The sequence below is a fragment of the Bradyrhizobium sp. HKCCYLRH2047 genome, from assembly GCF_051168175.1.
In the GTDB taxonomy this organism is placed as follows: Bacteria; Pseudomonadota; Alphaproteobacteria; order Rhizobiales; family Xanthobacteraceae; genus Bradyrhizobium.
Genome location: NZ_JBNPUM010000022.1, coordinates 44,046 through 62,731 on the forward strand (window position 1 = coordinate 44,046; position 18,686 = coordinate 62,731).

20 protein-coding genes, 1 pseudogene and 1 riboswitch are annotated in these 18,686 nt (G+C 65.3%); of the genes and pseudogenes, 11 read left to right on the forward strand and 10 right to left on the reverse strand.

Translation table 11 applies throughout. The features are described 5' to 3' along the window. Nucleotides 1-396, reverse strand: a complete 396-nt coding sequence (locus ACQR1D_RS31160; RefSeq protein ID WP_315805170.1) for a DUF1636 domain-containing protein — start codon at nucleotides 394-396, stop codon at nucleotides 1-3. A 3-nt stretch (nucleotides 397-399) separates the two neighbouring features. Continuing rightward, the gene (locus ACQR1D_RS31165) at nucleotides 400-1,032 is read right to left on the reverse strand and encodes a HupE/UreJ family protein (protein ID WP_316182768.1); all 633 of its coding nucleotides are present in this window, start codon (nucleotides 1,030-1,032) and stop codon (nucleotides 400-402) included. A 119-nt stretch (nucleotides 1,033-1,151) separates the two neighbouring features. Continuing rightward, a riboswitch (cobalamin riboswitch) is annotated at nucleotides 1,152-1,344 on the reverse strand. A 34-nt stretch (nucleotides 1,345-1,378) separates the two neighbouring features. Between ACQR1D_RS31165 and cobU the strand changes: the two genes are divergently transcribed. The 3 genes from cobU to ACQR1D_RS31180 are packed head-to-tail and all read left to right on the forward strand — an operon-like array spanning nucleotide 1,379 to nucleotide 4,038. Next, the gene (gene cobU / locus ACQR1D_RS31170; protein ID WP_434840406.1) at nucleotides 1,379-1,915 is read left to right on the forward strand and encodes a bifunctional adenosylcobinamide kinase/adenosylcobinamide-phosphate guanylyltransferase; all 537 of its coding nucleotides are present in this window, start codon (nucleotides 1,379-1,381) and stop codon (nucleotides 1,913-1,915) included. 16 nt (nucleotides 1,916-1,931) lie between these two features. Continuing rightward, the gene (cobO, locus tag ACQR1D_RS31175) at nucleotides 1,932-2,540 is read left to right on the forward strand and encodes a cob(I)yrinic acid a,c-diamide adenosyltransferase (protein ID WP_042339416.1); all 609 of its coding nucleotides are present in this window, start codon (nucleotides 1,932-1,934) and stop codon (nucleotides 2,538-2,540) included. A gap of 4 nt (nucleotides 2,541-2,544) precedes the next feature. Continuing rightward, a complete protein-coding gene (locus ACQR1D_RS31180; RefSeq protein WP_434840405.1) occupies nucleotides 2,545-4,038 on the forward strand; it encodes a cobyric acid synthase in 1,494 nt (497 codons plus the stop codon). Here the strand turns inward: ACQR1D_RS31180 and cbiB are convergent. Then, nucleotides 4,025-4,996 carry an adenosylcobinamide-phosphate synthase CbiB gene (gene cbiB, locus ACQR1D_RS31185; RefSeq protein WP_434840404.1) on the reverse strand — a complete coding sequence of 324 codons (972 nt, stop codon included), beginning with the start codon at nucleotides 4,994-4,996 and terminating at the stop codon, nucleotides 4,025-4,027. The two genes, ACQR1D_RS31180 and cbiB, sit on opposite strands and share 14 nt — an antisense overlap. 37 nt (nucleotides 4,997-5,033) lie before the next feature. On the opposite strand from cbiB, the gene cobD reads away from it, so the two are divergent. Further along, the gene (cobD, locus tag ACQR1D_RS31190; protein WP_434840403.1) at nucleotides 5,034-6,086 is read left to right on the forward strand and encodes a threonine-phosphate decarboxylase CobD; all 1,053 of its coding nucleotides are present in this window, start codon (nucleotides 5,034-5,036) and stop codon (nucleotides 6,084-6,086) included. On the opposite strand, the gene cobS is transcribed toward cobD, so the two are convergent. From cobS to cobT, 3 genes are read right to left on the reverse strand one after another with little or no spacing between them, the layout of a single operon-like run. After that, nucleotides 6,083-6,802, reverse strand: coding sequence for an adenosylcobinamide-GDP ribazoletransferase (gene cobS / locus ACQR1D_RS31195; protein ID WP_434840402.1), 720 nt, complete (start codon nucleotides 6,800-6,802; stop codon nucleotides 6,083-6,085). The genes cobD and cobS overlap by 4 nt on opposite strands. Next, entirely contained in the window at nucleotides 6,799-7,392 is a 594-nt protein-coding gene (locus tag ACQR1D_RS31200; RefSeq protein ID WP_316238651.1) for a histidine phosphatase family protein, read from the reverse strand. The genes cobS and ACQR1D_RS31200 overlap by 4 nt, the downstream gene beginning before the upstream one ends. Beyond that, complete coding sequence (gene cobT, locus ACQR1D_RS31205) at nucleotides 7,392-8,447, reverse strand: nicotinate-nucleotide--dimethylbenzimidazole phosphoribosyltransferase (protein ID WP_434840401.1); 1,056 nt, start codon at nucleotides 8,445-8,447, stop codon at nucleotides 7,392-7,394. The genes ACQR1D_RS31200 and cobT overlap by 1 nt, the downstream gene beginning before the upstream one ends. 144 nt (nucleotides 8,448-8,591) lie before the next feature. On the opposite strand from cobT, the gene ACQR1D_RS31210 reads away from it, so the two are divergent. Together ACQR1D_RS31210 and ACQR1D_RS31215 are read left to right on the forward strand one after the other, a co-directional pair. Beyond that, nucleotides 8,592-10,949: an Orn/Lys/Arg decarboxylase N-terminal domain-containing protein gene (locus ACQR1D_RS31210; RefSeq protein WP_434894275.1), complete on the forward strand. Its 2,358-nt coding sequence runs from the start codon at nucleotides 8,592-8,594 to the stop codon at nucleotides 10,947-10,949. 8 nt (nucleotides 10,950-10,957) lie between these two features. Continuing rightward, nucleotides 10,958-11,530 (forward strand): GNAT family N-acetyltransferase, encoded by a 573-nt coding sequence (locus tag ACQR1D_RS31215; RefSeq protein WP_316182759.1) that lies wholly within the window; start codon nucleotides 10,958-10,960, stop codon nucleotides 11,528-11,530. An 8-nt stretch (nucleotides 11,531-11,538) separates the two neighbouring features. Here ACQR1D_RS31215 and ACQR1D_RS31220 read toward each other — a convergent pair whose 3' ends face one another. Then, entirely contained in the window at nucleotides 11,539-11,751 is a 213-nt protein-coding gene (locus tag ACQR1D_RS31220; RefSeq protein ID WP_315805115.1) for a hypothetical protein, read from the reverse strand. A 431-nt stretch (nucleotides 11,752-12,182) separates the two neighbouring features. Continuing rightward, nucleotides 12,183-13,232: a hydroxyacid dehydrogenase gene (locus ACQR1D_RS31225; protein WP_434840399.1), complete on the reverse strand. Its 1,050-nt coding sequence runs from the start codon at nucleotides 13,230-13,232 to the stop codon at nucleotides 12,183-12,185. Between the two features lie 149 nt (nucleotides 13,233-13,381). Here ACQR1D_RS31225 and ACQR1D_RS31230 point away from each other — a divergent pair, with 149 nt between their 5' ends. From ACQR1D_RS31230 to ACQR1D_RS31240, 3 genes are all read left to right on the forward strand, one after another. Beyond that, nucleotides 13,382-13,933, forward strand: coding sequence for a thiamine pyrophosphate-binding protein (locus tag ACQR1D_RS31230; protein WP_315805113.1), 552 nt, complete (start codon nucleotides 13,382-13,384; stop codon nucleotides 13,931-13,933). Next, nucleotides 13,930-14,529, forward strand: a complete 600-nt coding sequence (locus tag ACQR1D_RS31235) for a thiamine pyrophosphate-dependent enzyme (protein WP_315805112.1) — start codon at nucleotides 13,930-13,932, stop codon at nucleotides 14,527-14,529. Before ACQR1D_RS31230 ends, ACQR1D_RS31235 begins: the two co-directional genes overlap by 4 nt. A 129-nt stretch (nucleotides 14,530-14,658) precedes the next feature. Beyond that, entirely contained in the window at nucleotides 14,659-15,012 is a 354-nt protein-coding gene (locus ACQR1D_RS31240; RefSeq protein WP_316218496.1) for a VanZ family protein, read from the forward strand. A 57-nt stretch (nucleotides 15,013-15,069) separates the two neighbouring features. Here ACQR1D_RS31240 and ACQR1D_RS31245 read toward each other — a convergent pair whose 3' ends face one another. Next, nucleotides 15,070-15,459, reverse strand: a complete 390-nt coding sequence (locus ACQR1D_RS31245; protein ID WP_315805169.1) for a DUF1236 domain-containing protein — start codon at nucleotides 15,457-15,459, stop codon at nucleotides 15,070-15,072. A gap of 1,020 nt (nucleotides 15,460-16,479) precedes the next feature. Here ACQR1D_RS31245 and ACQR1D_RS31250 point away from each other — a divergent pair. Continuing rightward, a pseudogene (locus ACQR1D_RS31250) lies at nucleotides 16,480-16,623 on the forward strand (sigma factor-like helix-turn-helix DNA-binding protein); the annotation flags it as partial. 352 nt (nucleotides 16,624-16,975) lie between these two features. Next, entirely contained in the window at nucleotides 16,976-17,284 is a 309-nt protein-coding gene (locus ACQR1D_RS31255; protein WP_434840398.1) for a hypothetical protein, read from the forward strand. A 366-nt stretch (nucleotides 17,285-17,650) separates the two neighbouring features. Here ACQR1D_RS31255 and ACQR1D_RS31260 read toward each other — a convergent pair whose 3' ends face one another. Beyond that, the gene (locus ACQR1D_RS31260) at nucleotides 17,651-18,427 is read right to left on the reverse strand and encodes a hypothetical protein (protein WP_434840397.1); all 777 of its coding nucleotides are present in this window, start codon (nucleotides 18,425-18,427) and stop codon (nucleotides 17,651-17,653) included. Nucleotides 18,428-18,686: the final 259 nt, after the last annotated feature.

Consider the following 18,686-nt stretch of genomic DNA (forward strand, 5'->3'; position numbering starts at 1 on the left):
TCAGCGTGGCGCCGACAGCGCAGGCACGCGCGCGACGGTGTTCTTGCGGATGTATTCCGGGCGCTCGCGCCAGGCCGGCAGGCCCGCATCATGGCGCTGATGCAGCTGCGCGAATGCCAGCACATCCCGCGCATGCAGATCCGGATCGAGCGCGCCGAGCACATAGGTCCATTTGCCCGGCGCTGTCACCGCAACCGTGCACGCACGATTGCAGTTCGACAGGCACTCGACACCGACAACGGTGACGCCGGCGCGCTGCGCGGCCGGCACCGTCTCGATGGCTGCGAGCAAACGGGCACCGGCCCGCGGCTCGTCCGGCGGCGCAGCTTCAGGCGCCTGCGTGCGGCAGGTGACGCAGACGAACAGCGTCGTCTCTCCAGTCTCCGATGCGATCATCAATCAGCCGATCACGCCGGCGGCCGTTGCGGCGGCAACGCCGCCCACCAGCACGATGGCAGCGCCCGCGAGCCGCAGCGCCAGCGGCGCAGCCGCCTTGGCCTTCGCCGACAGCAGCCTGGTGCCGAGGAACGCACCGGCCGCGATGACGGTCTGGATCACGAGCAGCCCGGCGAGATAGGCTCCAAGCGGAGAGTTCTCGGCGCCGACGATCGATTCACCCAGCGCATATCCGTGGACGAGGCCGGTCACGGCGAACAGGCCGGCAACCGGCAACACGCCGAAACGCCCACGCATCACCACCACCAGCCCAACCACGGCGGTGGTCAGGCCGACCAGCAGCTCGGCAGCGGGGATGTTGGCCTTGGCCACATGCAGGCCGACGCCCGCGATCATCGCGGTGGTGAAGGCGAGCACCGGCGCGAAGCCGCGGCCCAGAAGAGCTGCAACGATGCCTGCGCCCACGATCGCCGCCAGATGGTCGATTCCGATGATGGGATGGCCGAGGCCGGACAGCATCCCCTGCGCAAACGTCTGCGGCAGCTTGCCGCCCATCATGTGATGCGCGAAGGCGGGATCGGCGGCGAGCAGCAACAGGCTCGCGGCTGCAAAGGTCGTGGTACGGGTCAACTTCATGGCCGTCTCCGTCGCTTGCCGGCTCCCCAGAGGACCGGACGATGCGCTGCATCCGACGGCATCCCGCCCATCCCGGCGGGATCAGAACCAGCATCGCGACTCCCCGCGCGACGGGTCGGCCAACAGCAATGTCGACGGCAGGTCTCCTGGCTCTCGGGTCGCTGCATCAGGCCACCTTCCCGGTTTCCCAGTGGTGTCTTGGCCTCACACTCGCCGATTACAGTTGCGGGGGCAGCCACGGCCTTGGGTCAAGAACCCGCACCGTGTTCCCTAAATCTCTCCTTTCGGAGAACCGTCATCTGTTAGATACGGGTCGCGCCAAAGCCCGTCAATCGGAATCGTCCCCATGGCCCCTGCCCCGCCGCACCCCGTCCTGCCGCGCCTGACGCTGGTGCTCGGCGGCGCGCGCTCGGGCAAGAGCCGCCATGCCGAGGCGCTCGTCACCGCCCTTCCGCCGCCCTGGACCTATGTTGCGACGGCGCAGGCGTTCGACGCCGAAATGACCGACCGGATCGCCCAGCACAAGGCGCGCCGCATTGAGGGATGGCAGACGCTGGAAACGACACATGATCTCGCCGGCCTCATCCGGGCACATGGAGATTCGGGCACGCCGATGCTGATCGATTGCCTGACGCTCTGGCTCAGCAATGTGATGCTCGCCGACATGGACGTACCGGCCAGATGTGCCGAGCTGATCGATGCGCTCAGGAGCGCGAATGGCCCCATCGTGGCCGTGTCCAACGAAGTCGGGCTGGGCATCGTGCCGGACAATGCGCTGGCGCGCGCCTTTCGCGACGCCCAGGGTCGACTGAACCAGGACGTCGCGGCCGTGGCCGATCGCGTGATCCTGATGGCGGCAGGACTGCCGCTGACTTTGAAGTGACAAGGAGAACATGCCCGTGACCGAAAGCGCCGACGATTCCCGCCACAAGGCGAAGATGGAGAACCGCAAGGCGGTGCAGGATGCCGAGGTCGCCTCCAAGACCGTGGAGAAGGGCCTGCTCATCGTTCACACCGGCAAGGGCAAGGGCAAATCGACGGCGGCGTGGGGCCTGATGCTGCGCGCGATCGGCCGCGGCTTTCGCATTGGCGTCGTGCAATTCGGCAAGGGCGCGTGGGAGACCGGCGAGCGCAAGGCCATCGAGACGTTCGGCGACCAGGTGTCGTGGCACACGCTCGGCGAAGGTTTTACGTGGGAAACCCAGGATCGCGCGCGCGACGTCGCCGCGGCCGAGCGCGCCTGGGCCAAGGCAAAGGAGCTGATGGCGGATCCGTCGATCCGGCTGCTCGTTCTCGATGAGCTCAACATCGCGCTGCGCTACGATCATCTTGATATCGCCGACGTCGTCGCCACGCTCGCAGGGCGCCGTCCCGATCTGCACGTCGTCGTCACCGGCCGCAACGCCAAGCCGGAGCTGATCGAGGCCGCCGATCTCGTCACCGAGATGAACCTCGTGAAGCATCATTTCGCGGCCGGCGTGAAGGCGCAGGAAGGCATCGAGTACTAGGCTCATGAGCGCGCGCGCCATCATGTTCCAGGGCACCGGCTCCGACGTCGGCAAATCGCTGATCGTCGCAGGACTCGCGCGCGCGCTGACATTGCGCGGCCTGAAAGTAGCGCCGTTCAAGCCACAGAACATGTCGAACAATGCCGCCGTCACCGCGGATGGCGGCGAGATCGGCCGCGCCCAGGCGCTGCAGGCGCGCGCGGCGCGGCGGCCAATGACGGTGCACATGAACCCGGTGCTGCTGAAGCCGCAAAGCGAGATCGGGTCGCAGGTGGTGGTGCAGGGCCGCGTCATCGGCAACGCCAAGGCGTCGGCCTATCAGGCGATGAAGCCGCAATTGATGAATGCGGTGCTCGAGAGCTTTCACCATCTGGCTGCTGATGCCGACATCGTGCTGGTCGAAGGCGCCGGCTCCGCCTCCGAGATCAACCTGCGCGCCGGCGATATCGCCAACATGGGTTTTGCCCAGGCGGTGCAGATTCCGGTGGTGCTGATCGGCGACATCGACCGCGGCGGCGTCATTGCGAGCCTGGTCGGCACCCAGGCGGTGATCGCGCCCGCGGATGCCGCACGCATCGCGGGTTTCCTCGTCAACAAGTTCCGCGGCGATCCGGCGTTATTCGCGTCGGGCATCAACGAGATCGCGCAGCGGACGGGCTGGACGTCGCTCGGGCTCATTCCGCATTTTTCCGATGCGCGCCGCCTGCCCGCCGAGGATGCGCTCGGACTGGCTGAACGCGGATCATCGGAAGGACGCAGGCCGAAGGTCGTCATCCTCGCCTATCCGCGCATCTCCAATTTCGACGAGTTCGATCCGTTGCGGCTGGAGGACGGAATCGACCTGCAGTTCCTGCGCCCGGGCACGCCGATTCCTGGCGACGCATCCATCGTGATCCTGCCGGGCTCGAAGGCGACGATCGCCGATCTCAGCGCCCTGCGTGACGCCGGCTGGGACATCGATCTCATCGCGCATCTGCGCCGCGGCGGCCGCGTGCTCGGCATCTGCGGCGGCTATCAGATGCTCGGACGCATGATCAGCGATCCCGACGGACACGAGGGGGCATCTGGTTCTGTCACGGGACTTGGGCTGCTTGACGTCGAAACGACCCTGACCGACGACAAGGCGTTGCGCGAGGTCCAGGGCACGCTGATGGACGGTCAATTGTCGTTTCACGGCTACGAGATGCATATCGGCCGCACCGAGGGATTGGCGACACAGCGCCCCTTCCTGACCTTCTCCGATGGCCGGCGCGATGGTGCCATCACGGCCGATGGCCTGGTTGCCGGCTGCTACGTACATGGCCTGTTCGCCGACGACGGCCTGCGTAGCCACTGGCTGCGCGGCCTCGGCTCGACGACGAGCGGCCTCGTCTATGAGACCGATGTGGACACGACGTTGGATGCATTCGCGGCGCATCTCGAGCGCTACGTCGACGTTGACCGTATCCTGGCATTGGCGAGCAAACCCGCGCCCCCCGTGGCGACTACAGGATCCTGACCAGGACGAGGCCTGCGACGACCGCCGCCTGAACCAGACACGCCAGCCGATACAGCCGCAGGGCACGCCGGATGTCGGACGCGTCGAGATCGGCGCGCCCGTCTCCCATCCAGGCATCGGTGACGAGATGACCGTGATAGACGCGCGGCCCTGCCAAGCGCAATCCAAGCGCACCGGCCATCGCCGCTTCCGGCCAGCCGGCATTGGGCGAACGATGCTTCGATGCATCGCGTGCAACGTCTCGCAGTGCGGCCGAAGCCGAAGCGTTGGGGATGCAGACCGCAGCGGCTGCGATCCACAGCGCGGACAGGCGCGAGGCCGGCAGGTTGACGAGATCATCGAGCCGCGCCGCCGCCCAGCCGAACGCGCGGTGACGGTCCGAGAGATGACCGATCATGCTGTCGGCGGTGTTGAGAGCCTTGTAGATCAGGATGCCTGGAAGACCGCCGATGACGAGCCAGAACAACGGAGCCACGACACCGTCGGAGAAGTTTTCAGCCAGGCTCTCGACCGCGGCCCGCGCGACGCCGGCTTCATCCAGCCGCTCGGGATCGCGGCCGACGATCATCGCCACCGCCCCGCGGCCGCCGTCGAGTCCCTGCTGCTCCAGCCCCTCTGCAACTGCGGCGACATGCGTATCGAGACTGCGCTGGGCCAGCAGGCTGCTTGCCACCACACCAAGGATGATGGTTGCAACCGGCTCGCCGACGAGCGCCTGCACGATCCATGTTGCAACGAGGCCGGTGGCCATCAGCCCCACGACGAGCAGGCACACGAGCCCAATGCCACGCGCGCGTCGTGCGGCAAAGCCGTCTGCTGCCCTGTTCCAGCGGCGGTCGCCCCATGCTATCAGCGCGCCCACCCACATCACGGGATGACCGATCCGCTGCACCAGGACCTGGGGATAGCCCACGGCCGCCTCGACGAGGAGCGCCGTGAGCGCGAGAGAGACGAACATCGATCTCCGCTGAAGGAAAGGCATGTAAAGGAACGAGATGGACGACAGAGCGACTAGCACGCATAAGGATGAGCCGGAAGCGATCCTTCACGGCGGCGATCTCGCTGCGGTCAGCCGTCTCTACCCGGACGCACCGCTGCCGTGGATCGATCTGTCGACCGGCATCAATCCGATCCCTTACCCCGTGCCGACGGTCCCGGCTGAGAGCTGGACACGGTTGCCCAGCAAGCCCGACGAGGACGCGCTGCTGTCCGTTGCCGCTGCACGGTACCGCCTGCAGACACCCGCATCGATTGTTGCGGCCGCAGGCACCCAAGCGCTGCTGCAGATTCTGCCGCGCCTGCGCGCTTCGAGTTCGGTCGCTGTGTTTGCGCCGACCTACGAAGAACATGAGCTCTGCTGGCGCCGCTGCGGTCACCGAGTGCGTTTGGTCGACAAGGTCGATGCGCTGGCGGAAGCAGACGTCGCCATTGTGGTCAACCCGAACAATCCCACTGGACGATTGCTGCCACGCGCCACGCTCCACTTGCTCGGCGTGACGCTCGCGCGTCGCAACGGCCTGCTTGTGGTAGACGAAGCTTTTGCTGATTTCTGTCCCGTGGAGGCGAGCCTGATTCCGAGCTTGCCACCAGCCACTCTGGTGCTGCGATCGTTCGGAAAGGCTTACGGCCTGGCAGGATTGAGGCTCGGCTTTGCCATAACTTCCCAGGACCTGGCCGATCAATTGCGCCGTGCGCTGGGTCCATGGGCCGTGTCTGGACCTGCGCTTGCGATAGGTTCGATTGCTCTGGCTGACGACCAATGGCTGCGGGACGCACGCGTGAGGCTGGTGTCCGACGGACAACGGCTCGATACGATGCTGACCGCGTCCGGCTGCCAAATTCACAGCCTCGGTTCCAGGGCTCTTGGCGGAACACCCCTGTTCAGGCTGGTCGAGAACGCGAATGCTGCCGCATTGGCCGAGCGGCTCGCCCGGCACGGCATCCACGTCCGGCGTTTTCCGGCTCAGCCGAACTGGCTGCGCTTCGGCCTGCCGGGCGATGAGTCCGAGTGGCAGCGGCTGGCGCAGGCGCTCGGCGGCGCCTTCTAGCCGAGCACGCAGGCGGCAAGCAGCAGCGTTTCCGTGACCTCGATGCTGGCGCCATGGCAATCACCAGTGATGCCGCCGAGCCGCCATTGCCAATAGAATGCGACCGCCGGCAGGAGCACGATGGCGAGCAGCGTCGGGACCGCGCCGGCCAGCGCGGCGATCACGAGCACGCCGCCCCACGCGATAATGACATTCCAACCGACGCTGTTCGCGACGCTCGCGCCGAGCCCCGGCTTCAACGACAGCAGCGTCTTGGTGCAGACCAGCGTTCCCAGCCGTGCCCAAGCCGGGATCAGCAGCAGCGCCCAGGCCGTCGGGCCCGTGGCCAGCTCGGCGGTCAGCACCAGCTTGGCGGCGATCTGCAGCGATATCGCGACCACGGCGAAGCTGCCGGCATGGGGATCGCCGAGCACGGCGATGAAGCGTTCAGGCTTGCCATGCGCGGCGCCGAACGCATCAGCGACGTCGCCGAGCCCATCGAGATGCAGCGCGCCGGTGATCCAGATCCAGGCGACCAGCACGGCCAGCGCGACGATCCACGGATCGGCCTCATGAAAAAGGCGGGCGATCAGCGCCAGACAGGCGCCAATCACCAGTCCCGCGGCCGGAAACCAGACCGACGCCCGCGCAAGATCGTCCGGTCGCGACTCCGCGACGCGTGGGGTCGGCAGCCGCGTCAGGAACTGCAATGCAATCCAGAATTCACGAAGCGTCATGGCTGAATGATCTCGACGATTTCGCCCCAAGCTACACCATCATCGCCCTGCCCGGCTTCGAGTGTGATCCGCGTGCCGGGACAGATACGCAGGCTCCATAGCTGGCGCAGCGGCCAGCCGAGCAGATGCGACAGCGCGGCACGCACGGCGCCGCCATGCGTCACCACCAGAACCGGCGCAGGCTCGGACTTTGCCAGAATGCGATCAGTCGCGCGCGTGACACGCGCTCGCAGATCGACCCAGCTCTCACCGCCCGGTGCCCGGACTGTGGGATCAGCATGAAAGGCGTCGAGCAAACCTTTCCCCCCGGGCTCGGCGGCGAGGTCACGGCGGCTTCGCCCGTCCCAGTGCCCGAAATCGAGCTCGCTCCAGTCCGCATCGATGTCCAGCGCGCAGCCGGCCTGTCGCGCATAGTCCTCCGCCGCCGCACGTGCGCGCGCCAACGGCGAGCTGACAACGCTGCGCCAGATCCGGCTCTGCGTCTGCCGCCGGAATTGATCCCAGCCGAGGTCGCTGAGCGGCGGGTCGGTACGGCCGTCGAGATGGCCGTCCCGCCCCGTCGTCCCGTGCCGCAGCAGATCGATCCGCATCAGGGCTTGGCTCCTGATACAGCGGCCTCCGCGAAGGTCGCCATGCCCCCGTGAAGCGCACAAGCCAGCCGGATGATCGGCAGCGCGGTGGCGGCGCCGGAGGCCTCGCCGAGCCGCAGATCGAGGTCGATCAGAGGACGCGCGCCGAGCGCGTCGAGCACAATGGCGTGGCCGCGTTCGGCCGAGCGATGCGAGAACAGCAGCCACGCACGGCAGGACGGATTGAGGCGGACGGCAACCAGCGCCGCGACCGAGACGATGAAGCCGTCGACCAGCACCGGCCAGCGCCGCTGCGCGGCGGCGACGATCGCGCCGGCCATCGCGATGATCTCGAAGCCGCCGACCGCTTTCAGGATGTCCGCGACGGCCGCTCCCGCCGTGAGCCCGTGTCGCCGCAATGCGTCGACGATCACCGCGGCCTTCCTGGCCCGCCCGTCGGCGTCGAGCCCGGTGCCGCTGCCGACGGTGTCGACAGGCGCACAGGACAGCAGCGCGGCGGCGATCGCCGCCGCCGACGTTGTATTACCGATCCCCATCTCGCCGAAGATCACGAGTTGCGGCGCGTGATCGGCCTGCCGCACCACCGCCCGCCGTCCGGCTTCGGCCGCGAACGCAACCTCCTCCGGCGTCAGCGCCGCCTCGGTGCTGAAATCGCGGGTGCCGCGCCGCGGCTTGTCGACGACGACGCCGGGCACCGGCTCATGCGCCAGCGTCCCGACGTCGACCACCTCAAGCGGGCAGCCCAGACTGCGCGCCAGCACCGAGATCGCCGCACCACCGGCCGCGAAGTTGTGCAGCATCTGCACCGTCACTTCCGGCGGATAGGCCGACACGCCCTGCGCCGCGATGCCGTGATCCCCTGCGAACAGCACCACCGGGACCCTGTCGGCCCCCGGCCGTTCCAGGGCCTGCAGCGCCGCCAGTTCGACCGCCACCTGCTCCAATCGCCCAAGGGCGCCAAACGGCTTGGTCAACTGCGCCTGGCGTTCCAGCGCCGCCTGCCGATGGAGTTCGGACGGGGCCGCACAATCAAGGCTGATCCATTCAGGAAGCACCGCGGATCCTTTCAGCGTCACTCGGGTTCGGGACGATTGCCACCGCGAGACGGCCGAGACAAGCTCCGTGAGGCGCCCAATTGTCATCGAACCGTCATCGAACGTGACGACAGGTGGCTGCCCCACCCAGCCCGAAAGACGCTCATGGATTACTTCCGCCGCTTCACCTTCCTGTTCGCCGCGCCCGTGTTCGAGACCGACGATCTCGCCGGCGTCCGCTTCAACCAGATCATTGAGGAGATCCAGCGCTCGGGCTTCGAGGTGGTGCGCGCCCGCAAGCTGGAGGACGCCGAGATCGCGGTGCAGACGGATGCCGCGATCGGCTGCATGGTCGTCGATTGGGGCAAGAAGGGCCTGGAAGGCAAGACGGCGTCGCTGATCAACCTGATGCGCCGGCGCGGTCTGGACTTCCCGATCATCCTGCTGATTCGGCGCAAGCGCTTCGAGGACCTGCCGGTCGAGGTGCTCGATTTCATCGACGGCTATGTCTTCCTCTCCGAGGAGACGCCCGCCTTCATCGCCAAGAACCTGATCAGCCGGCTAAAGCAATATGCCGAGACGCTGAAGACGCCGTTCTTCGGCACGCTGGTCGACTATGCCGAGGAAGGCAACCAGCTCTGGACCTGTCCCGGCCACAATGGCGGCGTGTTCTACAGCCGCAGCCCGATCGGCCGGATCTTCGTCGAGCATCTCGGCGAGGCGGTGTTTCGCGACGACCTTGACAATTCCGTGCTCGATCTCGGTGATCTCCTGACCCATGAGGGACCGGCGCTGCGCGCGCAGAAGGAAGCGGCGCAAATCTTTGGCGCCGAGAAGACCTATTTCGTCCTCAACGGCACCTCGACCTCCAACAAGGTCGTGTTGGGCGCGCTGGTCACCGATGGTGACCTCGTGCTGTTCGACCGCAACAACCACAAGGCGGCCCATCATGGTGCGCTGCTCATCTCGGGCGGCGTCCCGATCTACGTCCCGACAGTTCGCAACCCCTGGGGCCTGATCGGCCCGATGCGCTGGGACCTGCTCGACGAGCAGCACCTGCGGCAACAAATCCGCGACAACCCGCTGGTGAAGGACCCCGACGCCTGGCGCAAGGAGCGGCCGTTCCGCGTCGCGGTGGTCGAGCAGTGCACCTATGACGGCACGATCCACAGCGCCGAGATGATCCTGAAGCGGATCGGCCACCTCTGCGACTACATCATGTTCGACGAGGCCTGGGCGGGGTTCATGAAGTTCCACCCGCTCTATGCCGGCCGCTTCGCCATGGGCCTCGGCGATCTCGGACCCGACGCACCAGGCATCATCGCCACGCAATCGACCCACAAGCAGCTCGCGAGCTTCTCCCAGGCCTCGCAGATCCACGTCAAGGACCGCCACATCAAGGGGCAGCGGCGGCGGATCGAGCATCGGCGCTTCAACGAGAGCTTCATGCAGCACGCCTCGACATCGCCGTTCTACCCGCTGTTCGCCTCGCTGGACGTCGGCGCGCAGATGATGAAGGGCCGCTCCGGCGAGGTGCTGTGGGACGACACGATCCGGCTCGGCATCGAATTGCGCAAGAAGATCCGGGCGATGCGCAGGGAATTCGAGGAGAAGGAGAAGGATCCGGCACGGCGCTGGTTCTTCGAGCCGTTCGTGCCGGATCGCGTCTCGATTCCCGATGCGGCCAATCCCGGAGCCAGCCACGATGTGGCCTGGGAGGCGATCTCGACCGACCAACTCGCGACCGACGCGTCCCTCTGGCAGCTCGCGCCCGGGGCCGCATGGCACGGCTTTCCGGATCTCGCCGCCGGCTTCACCATGACCGATCCGAACAAGCTGACCCTGCTGACCCCAGGCTTCGATCGCGCCACCGGAGGCTATGCCGACCACGGCATCCCGGCGCCGATCGTCGCGCAATATCTGCGCGAGAACCGCATCGTGGCGGAGAAGAACGATCTCAACTCGCTGCTGTTCCTGCTGACGCCGGGTGTCGAGGCCAGCAAGGCCGGAACCCTGATCAGCGGTCTGGTCGCCTTCAAGCGGCTCCACGATGACAACGTGCTGCTGGAGGACGCCATTCCGGAGTTCACCCGGAAGCGCTTTGCGCGCTACGGCAAGCTGCGGCTGCGCGACCTCTGCGGCGAGATGCACCGGTTCTATCGCGACGCCGAGGTGAGCGCGCTGCAGGCAAAGCAGTTCCAGCCGCAGCATTTGCCGGAGATCGCGATGTCGCCGCGTGAGGCAGCGCGTGCGCTGATGCGCAACGAGGTCGATTACCTGCCGATCGACCAGATCGCCGGGCGCGTTGCGACGACGCCGTTCGTGGTCTATCCGCCGGGCATCGCCACCATCGTTCCGGGCGAGCGGCTCTCCGCGCGCGCCCAGCCGATGATCGATTACCTCAAGATGTTCGAGCGGGCGTTCAACGCCTATCCCGGCTTCGACGTCGAGATTCAGGGGCTGTACAAGGAGCTCGACGAGTCCGGCCGGATCCGGCTCCATACCTATGTCTGCGCAGAGTAATTCGAACCATGGACAGCACGATCACGGCTGGCGATACCGAGCCGCCGGTCCTCGTCAGGCCGTCACGCGACGAGGACGTCGAGGCCATGCTCTCGATCTACCGGCGGCACGTCCGCCGCGGGGTCGAGGACAGCGCCCCCGGTTCCGGCGCGCCGGAGCCGGACGATCTCAAGCAGCGGCGCAAGAATCTGCGCAATCATCGCCTGCCGCATCTGGTTGCGACATTCCGCGGCGAGGTCGTGGGCTATGCCTATGTGGTCCTGTTCAGGAAGCGGCCGGCCTATCGGTTCGCGGTCAAGCATTCGATCTATGTCCACCATGAGCATCTCGGCCGTGGTGTCGGCCGGCTGCTGATGCAGGCGCTGATCGATGCGTCCGCCGCGGCGGGATATCGGCAGATGATCGGCTATATCGACGCCGACAACGTCGCCTCGCTCGGCATTCACGAACGCTTCGGGTTCGCCAGAGTGGGGCTGCTGCCGGGCGTCGCCTACCGCTACGGCCGCTGGTGCGACACCGTGATGGTGCAGCGCTCGCTCGGCCCCGGGGCCCGCGATGCACCGGCTGGGCTGAGCCGCTGAGCCGCAGCTCAGGAGGGAAAGTCGGCCGCCTTCACCTCGATGCGGTCGGCGTGCAGCGACCAGTCGCGCAGCTCCTGCTGTTCGCAGAACCTGGACTTTGCGATTTCTGCGGCTTCGCCTTCGCTGTCGGCCTCAACCTCCAGCGTGCTCTGGCAAATCTCGCACTGGCGGCCATTCTCGCCCAGCACGTCCTTCAGGAAATGGATGACGTAGCGCGACATGCAACCTCCTGCCTCTCACGCAGTGATCGAGGAGATGTTAGCGCGCTTCTCCCTCCGCTGTTGACCGATATCAAGCGGCCGACGCAAATATTTGACGCAGCTCGTGGAACCGGCGCTCAGGCTCCGACCGAAGGCAGGCTTGCGGCGGCAATCGCGACGAACTGCGAGACGGCGCGACGGACGCGGCCGTGGGTCGACTTCAGGATGGCGTTCAGCCGGCGCATCGGACCAGTTTCCCTTCTGCGCCGAGCGAAAAAAATGGCCTAAGCTCATGGCGCCTCTGGAAAAATGATCAGCCGCCGCCGGGCTGTCGAGACGGCGCGGAAAATAGCAATGTCCACGTCGCCGCAGCCGCCCGGGAGAGAAGATTCATTACCACCCCGCAGCTTGCGACGCATGAAATCTTCTCCCCGCAACTCCCCCTCTCCCGGCTAGCCCGGCGCCACTCCGAACGCCTCGCGGAAACGGGCGCTGTAGCGCGGCCAGGCCTCGGGATTGATCAGGCGCGGCGGCCGGCCGCCGTCGAGCGCGGCGAGCAGTTGCTCGGCCGCGATCCGGCCCATGTTCTGCCGCGCCTCCCGCGTCACGCCGGCGGTGTGCGGGCTCGCCAGCACGTTGTCGAATTGGAGCAGCGGATGATCCGGCGGCGGCGGCTCCTTGGCCCAGACGTCGAGCCCGGCGCCGGCGATGCGCTTTTCGCTCAGAGCAGCGAACAGCGCCTCCTCGTCGTGAATGAAGCCGCGGGCGGTGGTGACGAAATAGGCATGCGGCTGCATCAGCGCAAACTCCCGGGCGCCGATCATGCCGCGGCTGTCTCTCGTCAGCGGGCAGTTGATCGAGACGAAATCCGAGCGCCGCATCAGGTCATGGAGGTCCACCTTCTCCGCGCCGCGGGCCGCGATCTCCTCCGACGAGAGATAGGGGTCATAGGCCAGCACAGTCATGCCGAGGAGGCCGCGACACAGCTCGGCAACCCGGCGGCCGACATTGCCAAGTCCGACGATGCCGATCGTCCGCCCCTGCACCTCGTTGCCGATCAGATCGTTGCGGTTGACATCGGGCTCGCGGCGCAGCCGGCGGTCGGACTGGATGATGCGCTTCGACAGGGTCAGCATCATGCCGAGCGTGTGCTCCGCCACCGAATGCGCGTTGCCGCCGGACTGGTTCACGACGAGGACGCCGGCCGCGGTGCAGGCCTCGACATCGACCGGGTCGTATCCCGCCCCGTTGCTCGACACGAGGAGGAGGTTGGGGGCGCGGCGCAGCAGCTCCGCATCGACATGGAAGCGCGGCGCGAGCTCGTCGCGGGCCGCCCCGATCTGGTAGGCGTGGGCGGCGGCGAGGATCGGCGCCGTCTCGGCCTCGGAGCTCTCGTTCTCCAGCCGGTCGAGCCGGACGTCGGGGCGGCCTGCGAGCAGCTCGCTGAAGATCGGGTGCGCGAGATATTTGACGTAGAAGACGCGCTTGGAATTCGCGGCCATGAACAGGCGACCTCCTGGTATCTTGGTTCTTGATTTCCGACTTGAAAGGCGGATGCCTGACCGGCCGGGCCGGCATGTTGACAATCGTCCCGGTGCCGTCAAGCTCGGCACCAAACAGAGCCCCATCAGGGACGACCGGAGGAACAGCAATGGCCGCCGATGCCGACGCGGCGCGATCCGCAGCCGCTGTGCCGAATTGGCACGAGATCGTGCTGCAGACGTTCAAGCGCAACGACGTCGATCTCATCCCCTACGTTCCCGACCGCGTCCTGACGCCGCTGATCCGGAGCCTGCACGACGATCCGTTCTTCACGACGTTTGCGACCGCGCGCGAGGAGGAAGCGGTCGGCATTCTCGCCGGCGCCTGGATGGGCGGGCGGCGCGGCGCGCTCCTGATGCAGACCTCGGGCTTCGCGACCTTGCCCAACGTGCTGGCCTCGCTGGTCGTGCCCTGCCAGATCCCGCTCATCATGCTCGTGTCGGAGCGCGGCACGCTCGGCGAATTCAACTACGGCCAGTCGCTGGTGTGCCGGACCATGCGGCCGGTGCTCGATGCGCTGGCGATGGAGCATCACACCATGACGCGGCTCGACGAGCTCGACTTCATCGTCGACCGCTCGATCAAGCAGGCGGTCGCGACGCAGGCGCCGGTGGCGCTGATCCTCTCCCCGCTGCTCACCGGCGGAAAGGTGTTCGCATGACCGCGCCGATCCTCAACACCAAGATCATGAACCGCCATGACCTTACCTGCCGGCTGGTTGCGAAGCTCAAGCATGAGGAAGCCGTCATCGGCGGCATCGGCAACACCAATTTCGATCTGTGGGCGGCGGGCCCGCGGCCGCAGAACTTCTACATGCTCGGCAGCATGGGGCTGGCCTGCCCGATCGCGCTCGGCGTCGCGCTGGCGCAGCCGCAGCGCCGGGTGTTCGCGCTCGAAGGCGACGGCTCGCTGCTGATGCAGCTCGGCTGCCTCGCCACGATTGCGACGCTGGCGCCGAAAAATTTGGCCATCATCGTCATGGACAACGGCGTCTACCAGATCACCGGCAGCCAGCCGACCTCGGCCCGGCAGGCCGACGTCGCAGCCATTGCCGCAGGATGCGGCATTCGCGCCAGCCATTGGGCCGCAGATGAGGAGGATTTCGAACGCCTCGTCGATCTGGCGCTGGGAACCGCCGGCCCGGTGCTGATCGCGGCCCGCATCGACGACAAGCCCGGCGTCGGCGCCACCCGGCGCGATCCCGCGCAGATTCGCGAGCGCTTCATGCAGGGGTTGGGCGTGCGGCAGCCGATCTGAAAAGCCCGGCGACGGCGCCGCGCGGTAAGATGAGACGCCATGAACCTCGGCCCGCGCCGCGTTAACTACACTAGGGGCTCAAGCCGCTGTGAGCCCGGCCCACAGCCCGGATCGTGCTAAGCAGAGCTCATGAAGATCGTATTCCGCCTTTCGGCCTGGCTGCTCGCCGCAGCCGTCGCCTTCGCGACGCTGGGCCCGCCGAACTACCGGCCGCATTCCCATCTCGGACAGGACGGCGAGCACGCCCTCGCCTTCGTCCTGATCGGCCTGGCCTTCGGCCTCGCCTATCGCAGCCATCGGCTGCTGACCACAGGGATCGCGGTCATCCTGATCGGGGCGCTGGAGCTGGCGCAATTCCTGGCACCCGGGCGTCATGCGCGGCTGGAGGATTTCATCGTCGACGCCACCACCGCCTGCATCGGCTTCGGCCTGGCCGCCGCGCTCGACTGGCTCGCGCGCCAGATCCGCACCCAGACCACCTGAACGCAGAAAGGCCCCGCCACGGTTTGCGGCGGGGCCTTCCGGTGCGATGATGTCAGATCACTCGATGATCTTGATGACGCGGCGGGTGCGCGGATCGACGATCACGCGGCGATCGTTGACGACCGCATAGCGATACTCGGTGTAGCGCGGTACCGGACGCAGTTCGACGGTGGCGGGCAGCGGCTCGCCGACCACGACGCGCTCATGCACCACGACCGAGGGCGCACGCTCGGCATCGATCGACGTGATCACCGCATTCGGGATCTCCACCGCGGCGCCAACGGCCGCACCGACCGTGCCGCCGACCATGGCGCCGACCGGACCGGCGACCGCGCCGCCAGCCGCCGCGCCATTGGCGGCACCTTCGACGGTCGTGGACTGGGCGAACGCGGCGGTCGATGCCAGCAGCGAGGTGGCGATCAGCGAAACGGCAAGACGGGTTCTCATCATCTCTCTCCTCCAGTGTGTTCGAGATGCCGTTCAACACCAAGGGATCGGCTGCAGTTCCGGTTCCAAATGGCCGGAACTTCATCATGCCTACGGGAACAAAACTTCGAACTCGTGGACAGCACGGAGAGACGGCTCAGTTGCTATTCACGTTTCAAACAACCACGCGCACGTTCGCACTCTCGCGGCGGATCACGCCCGAGTCCTGCGATCGACCGCCCTTCGAGGATTCGAGAGGGCGCAGGGAATGCCGGGTGAGGGCCTCACCCATGGCCCGCCTGCGAAAAAAATGCAGGCGGCAGGTACCACAGGCAAAGCCGAGCAACCGGCATTCCCTGCGCGGCGGTCTTAACGCTTCTTTCGCGCTCTCCTCGGGGACCGGCTGATTGACCCCGTCGCATCGCGCGAGAGCACAAGCCCTCGTCGCGAACTTGACCTCGGCACCGGGAGGCCAGGACCACACGACTTCGCGTCCGTGATGCGTCGTTCGTCCACATGCGCGAGCACGCTGCGACACAACACGGCCACCGCATCCCTGCCCCACGTGTCGTGACGATCGCGCGCTACGCCCCTCTCGGCGGGACAGGATGCGTGCATCATGCATGATTTCTGGAAAAAAGAAAGCGCTTTTTGTCTCTTTGGCGACGCGCGCGACATCGGATTGTTTCGACTAAAGAATTTCGACCTACATCGATGGCATGTTTCGTGCGCCGCGAGCGTCGCGTGCGATGGCGAACGCAAACGATCGTCGGTGATTTGCCCGACGAGCACGTCAACGGCCGCCACGTGGGTGGTCCAAGGCGCGTCGCCAGCGCCAGTGCCATGAAGCACAGACGCCACCTGACCATGTTCGGCCCGAGGGGAGATACAAGCAGACAATGCAAAGCCGGGACGCGTGCGCATTGGCAGCTCGATCCACGGACGTTTTCACCCGAGCGGAGATCAGGGATCCTTAGGTCGGATAGCCGATCTCGGCGAGATCGTCGCGGAGCGAAGCGAGACTGCACTTTGGGTTGAGAGAAGCAACGATTCGTTATCGGCATGAGCATCGACCACACGCTAGAGGAAGTCGGCCAGCAGTTATCGGTGACCCGAGAGCGCATCCGCCAGGTCGAGGCCAAAGGGCGGCGGAAATTGAAGCGGCGTCCACTGGAAAACGACTAACAGCACCCCCGCGCCGCTAAAATGTGACTTGTTCGTTCTGGTCGCCGGTGTCTCTGTTGGCCCAAAAGCCGACGTTTACGGTCGCTCCGCGGATGTCCCCGTTTAAACCATTGCGGACCTTCCGACCGGTTCGAGCCGCTTTCACTTTCGCTTTCAGACTGTCCGCTGCTGAGAGGTAAGCGGGGCGTACCAAAAGAGTAGCTGAGGGCGGCGTCTGACCGTTCCATGTGCGGGGAAATACACCGCCGGAGGGACGTGCGACCGTTCAGCTCTACTAGAAGGCCACCACACTCTCTGGTCGTATTCTTCTCTCAAGCAGAATTTGTTAGATAGATGATTGGGAGGATTGGCGATGGCAGTCGAAACCTCGCGGGGGTACTACGATCAAGCCAAGAACAAGTATCGCGCCTGGCGCAAGTGGCCGGCCTGCTGGAGGTGGGGAAACTCTATACTAGGTATGACATCCATTGCGGTCGGCTCTATAGTTGCTGCGTACACTTCTTCAAATCCCGATGATCCTGTTCGACAACTCATTGGCACCAAAACAGCAGCAGTTCTTGCAATACTCGCACCGGTGCTCACCTTCCTGCTCACGGCATTGACGCCGCAAGCGCAGGCAGCAGCATTCGAGACTGCTTCTCGCAGCTGGAGAAGGCTTTAACTACCTTCGAAACGGACAACACCAAGACCGACCACGATCTTGGATTAGCGATCTGCAGTGCGATCGACACATTGAATAAAGTGGGATCAGGCTCTTAAAATCAGTGTCTATTTTTACTTTGGTCCTTACCTAACATTCGGAACTCGATGTCTGTATTTGGTCCAAAGGCGGCGGGTGAGGCTCGGTTCGTTGATGTCCGCTCCCTTGGGAGCTGCCGTCCAGCCTGCATGGACCGACCGACGGCTGCTTTTGATCCATTTCTGCCATTCATTGGCGATGGTAACGCTGACGCCCATGTCCGCGGTGTCGGTGCAGACGTTGGGAAATCGAAGGGACTGATTCACGCGCAGGGTAAGATATGCTCGACTAACCCTTTGCTCGAAGCGTGTAGTAGATCGCCTTGAGGAGAGTGACATCGCCTTGGTTAGATCGCGCGGTGCCATCGGGGTTCTTGGTCCAGAATAGACCGTCAAACCGCTTCAACAGAAGTGTCGCAAAATCCAACTCAGACATGCTGGCGGCTTCCCTGGTAAGCGTTCGTATCGTGTGTTCCGGCGTACAGCTCAGAGCCGTTTCACAGGCCTCTCTGATATTCGCCTCCACAACCGACTCGACTGACTGGCCGTCAGCTTGCCAAAGATAACTTTCGACCATCGCAGAAGCAATTTTGTCAGTCCAAATTACAACGGTTCCAAGACGATCAATGTAGCCCAACTTTTTGAGTGCGCTGATTTCCTTCGCAAAGACCGCAGGAGGATGAAACGGCTCGCGACGACAGGGAAGGATGTCACCTCCGCCATAATCGCACGCAATAGAAAGATAACATGTAAGGACTCTGAACACAGTTGGAGCAGGTGTCAGCGGCCCGTCTGAGAGAGTGCTTCTAATCGCGTCGGGACTCAAAAGCTTGAAAAATGCCGGCAACAAGTCTTCATCGTAGGATATTCGCTCGCGCGCTCCGTCGGCGCCATACGCGACACCGAGCTGCCACAGAACCCGACACCCTTTATCAAAGGGCGACTGAAAGCCATGGCACACCGTCACGCCATCGGACGGCTGCAAGATTTCGGTCAGGCGTCGCGCGATCCCAACGGATAGTTCGGAGATCAGCCTTCTTTCGGGAAGCGTCCAAATTGCCGTCAATTTTGTTACTCACCTCGAGCCGATATGAATGTTCCCATGGGCGACTTAAAAATAGCTTGCGAATGCTTAAGCGGCATGCGCATCGACGGATCGTCTGCCCTACGGCAGGTCACGTATCGCCCGCGATCCGCCACCGGCTGCGAAGTTTTGGAGCCGATCACGTATTGGGCTATGTCCGCTTCTGTGAAGGGTTTCGGATGCCGGCCGCATGATTGACGGCGCGGCATATTCGGGCGGCCGGCGTCCGAAAGCCTCCAAG

Excerpts from the sequence above, each read along its gene's own strand:
- ACQR1D_RS31160 (WP_315805170.1), bottom strand. The coding sequence starts at position 396 with ATGATCGCATCGGAGACTGGAGAGACGACGCTGTTCGTCTGCGTCACC.
- ACQR1D_RS31165 (WP_316182768.1), bottom strand. The coding sequence starts at position 1,032 with ATGAAGTTGACCCGTACCACGACCTTTGCAGCCGCGAGCCTGTTGCTG.
- cobU (WP_434840406.1), top strand. The coding sequence starts at position 1,379 with ATGGCCCCTGCCCCGCCGCACCCCGTCCTGCCGCGCCTGACGCTGGTG.
- ACQR1D_RS31180 (WP_434840405.1), top strand. The coding sequence starts at position 2,545 with ATGAGCGCGCGCGCCATCATGTTCCAGGGCACCGGCTCCGACGTCGGC.
- cbiB (WP_434840404.1), bottom strand. The coding sequence starts at position 4,996 with ATGTTCGTCTCTCTCGCGCTCACGGCGCTCCTCGTCGAGGCGGCCGTG.
- cobD (WP_434840403.1), top strand. The coding sequence starts at position 5,034 with ATGGACGACAGAGCGACTAGCACGCATAAGGATGAGCCGGAAGCGATC.
- cobS (WP_434840402.1), bottom strand. The coding sequence starts at position 6,802 with ATGACGCTTCGTGAATTCTGGATTGCATTGCAGTTCCTGACGCGGCTG.
- ACQR1D_RS31200 (WP_316238651.1), bottom strand. The coding sequence starts at position 7,392 with ATGCGGATCGATCTGCTGCGGCACGGGACGACGGGGCGGGACGGCCAT.
- ACQR1D_RS31210 (WP_434894275.1), top strand. The coding sequence starts at position 8,592 with ATGGATTACTTCCGCCGCTTCACCTTCCTGTTCGCCGCGCCCGTGTTC.
- ACQR1D_RS31215 (WP_316182759.1), top strand. The coding sequence starts at position 10,958 with ATGGACAGCACGATCACGGCTGGCGATACCGAGCCGCCGGTCCTCGTC.
- ACQR1D_RS31220 (WP_315805115.1), bottom strand. The coding sequence starts at position 11,751 with ATGTCGCGCTACGTCATCCATTTCCTGAAGGACGTGCTGGGCGAGAAT.
- ACQR1D_RS31225 (WP_434840399.1), bottom strand. The coding sequence starts at position 13,232 with ATGGCCGCGAATTCCAAGCGCGTCTTCTACGTCAAATATCTCGCGCAC.
- ACQR1D_RS31230 (WP_315805113.1), top strand. The coding sequence starts at position 13,382 with ATGGCCGCCGATGCCGACGCGGCGCGATCCGCAGCCGCTGTGCCGAAT.
- ACQR1D_RS31235 (WP_315805112.1), top strand. The coding sequence starts at position 13,930 with ATGACCGCGCCGATCCTCAACACCAAGATCATGAACCGCCATGACCTT.
- ACQR1D_RS31240 (WP_316218496.1), top strand. The coding sequence starts at position 14,659 with ATGAAGATCGTATTCCGCCTTTCGGCCTGGCTGCTCGCCGCAGCCGTC.
- ACQR1D_RS31245 (WP_315805169.1), bottom strand. The coding sequence starts at position 15,459 with ATGAGAACCCGTCTTGCCGTTTCGCTGATCGCCACCTCGCTGCTGGCA.
- ACQR1D_RS31255 (WP_434840398.1), top strand. The coding sequence starts at position 16,976 with ATGGCAGTCGAAACCTCGCGGGGGTACTACGATCAAGCCAAGAACAAG.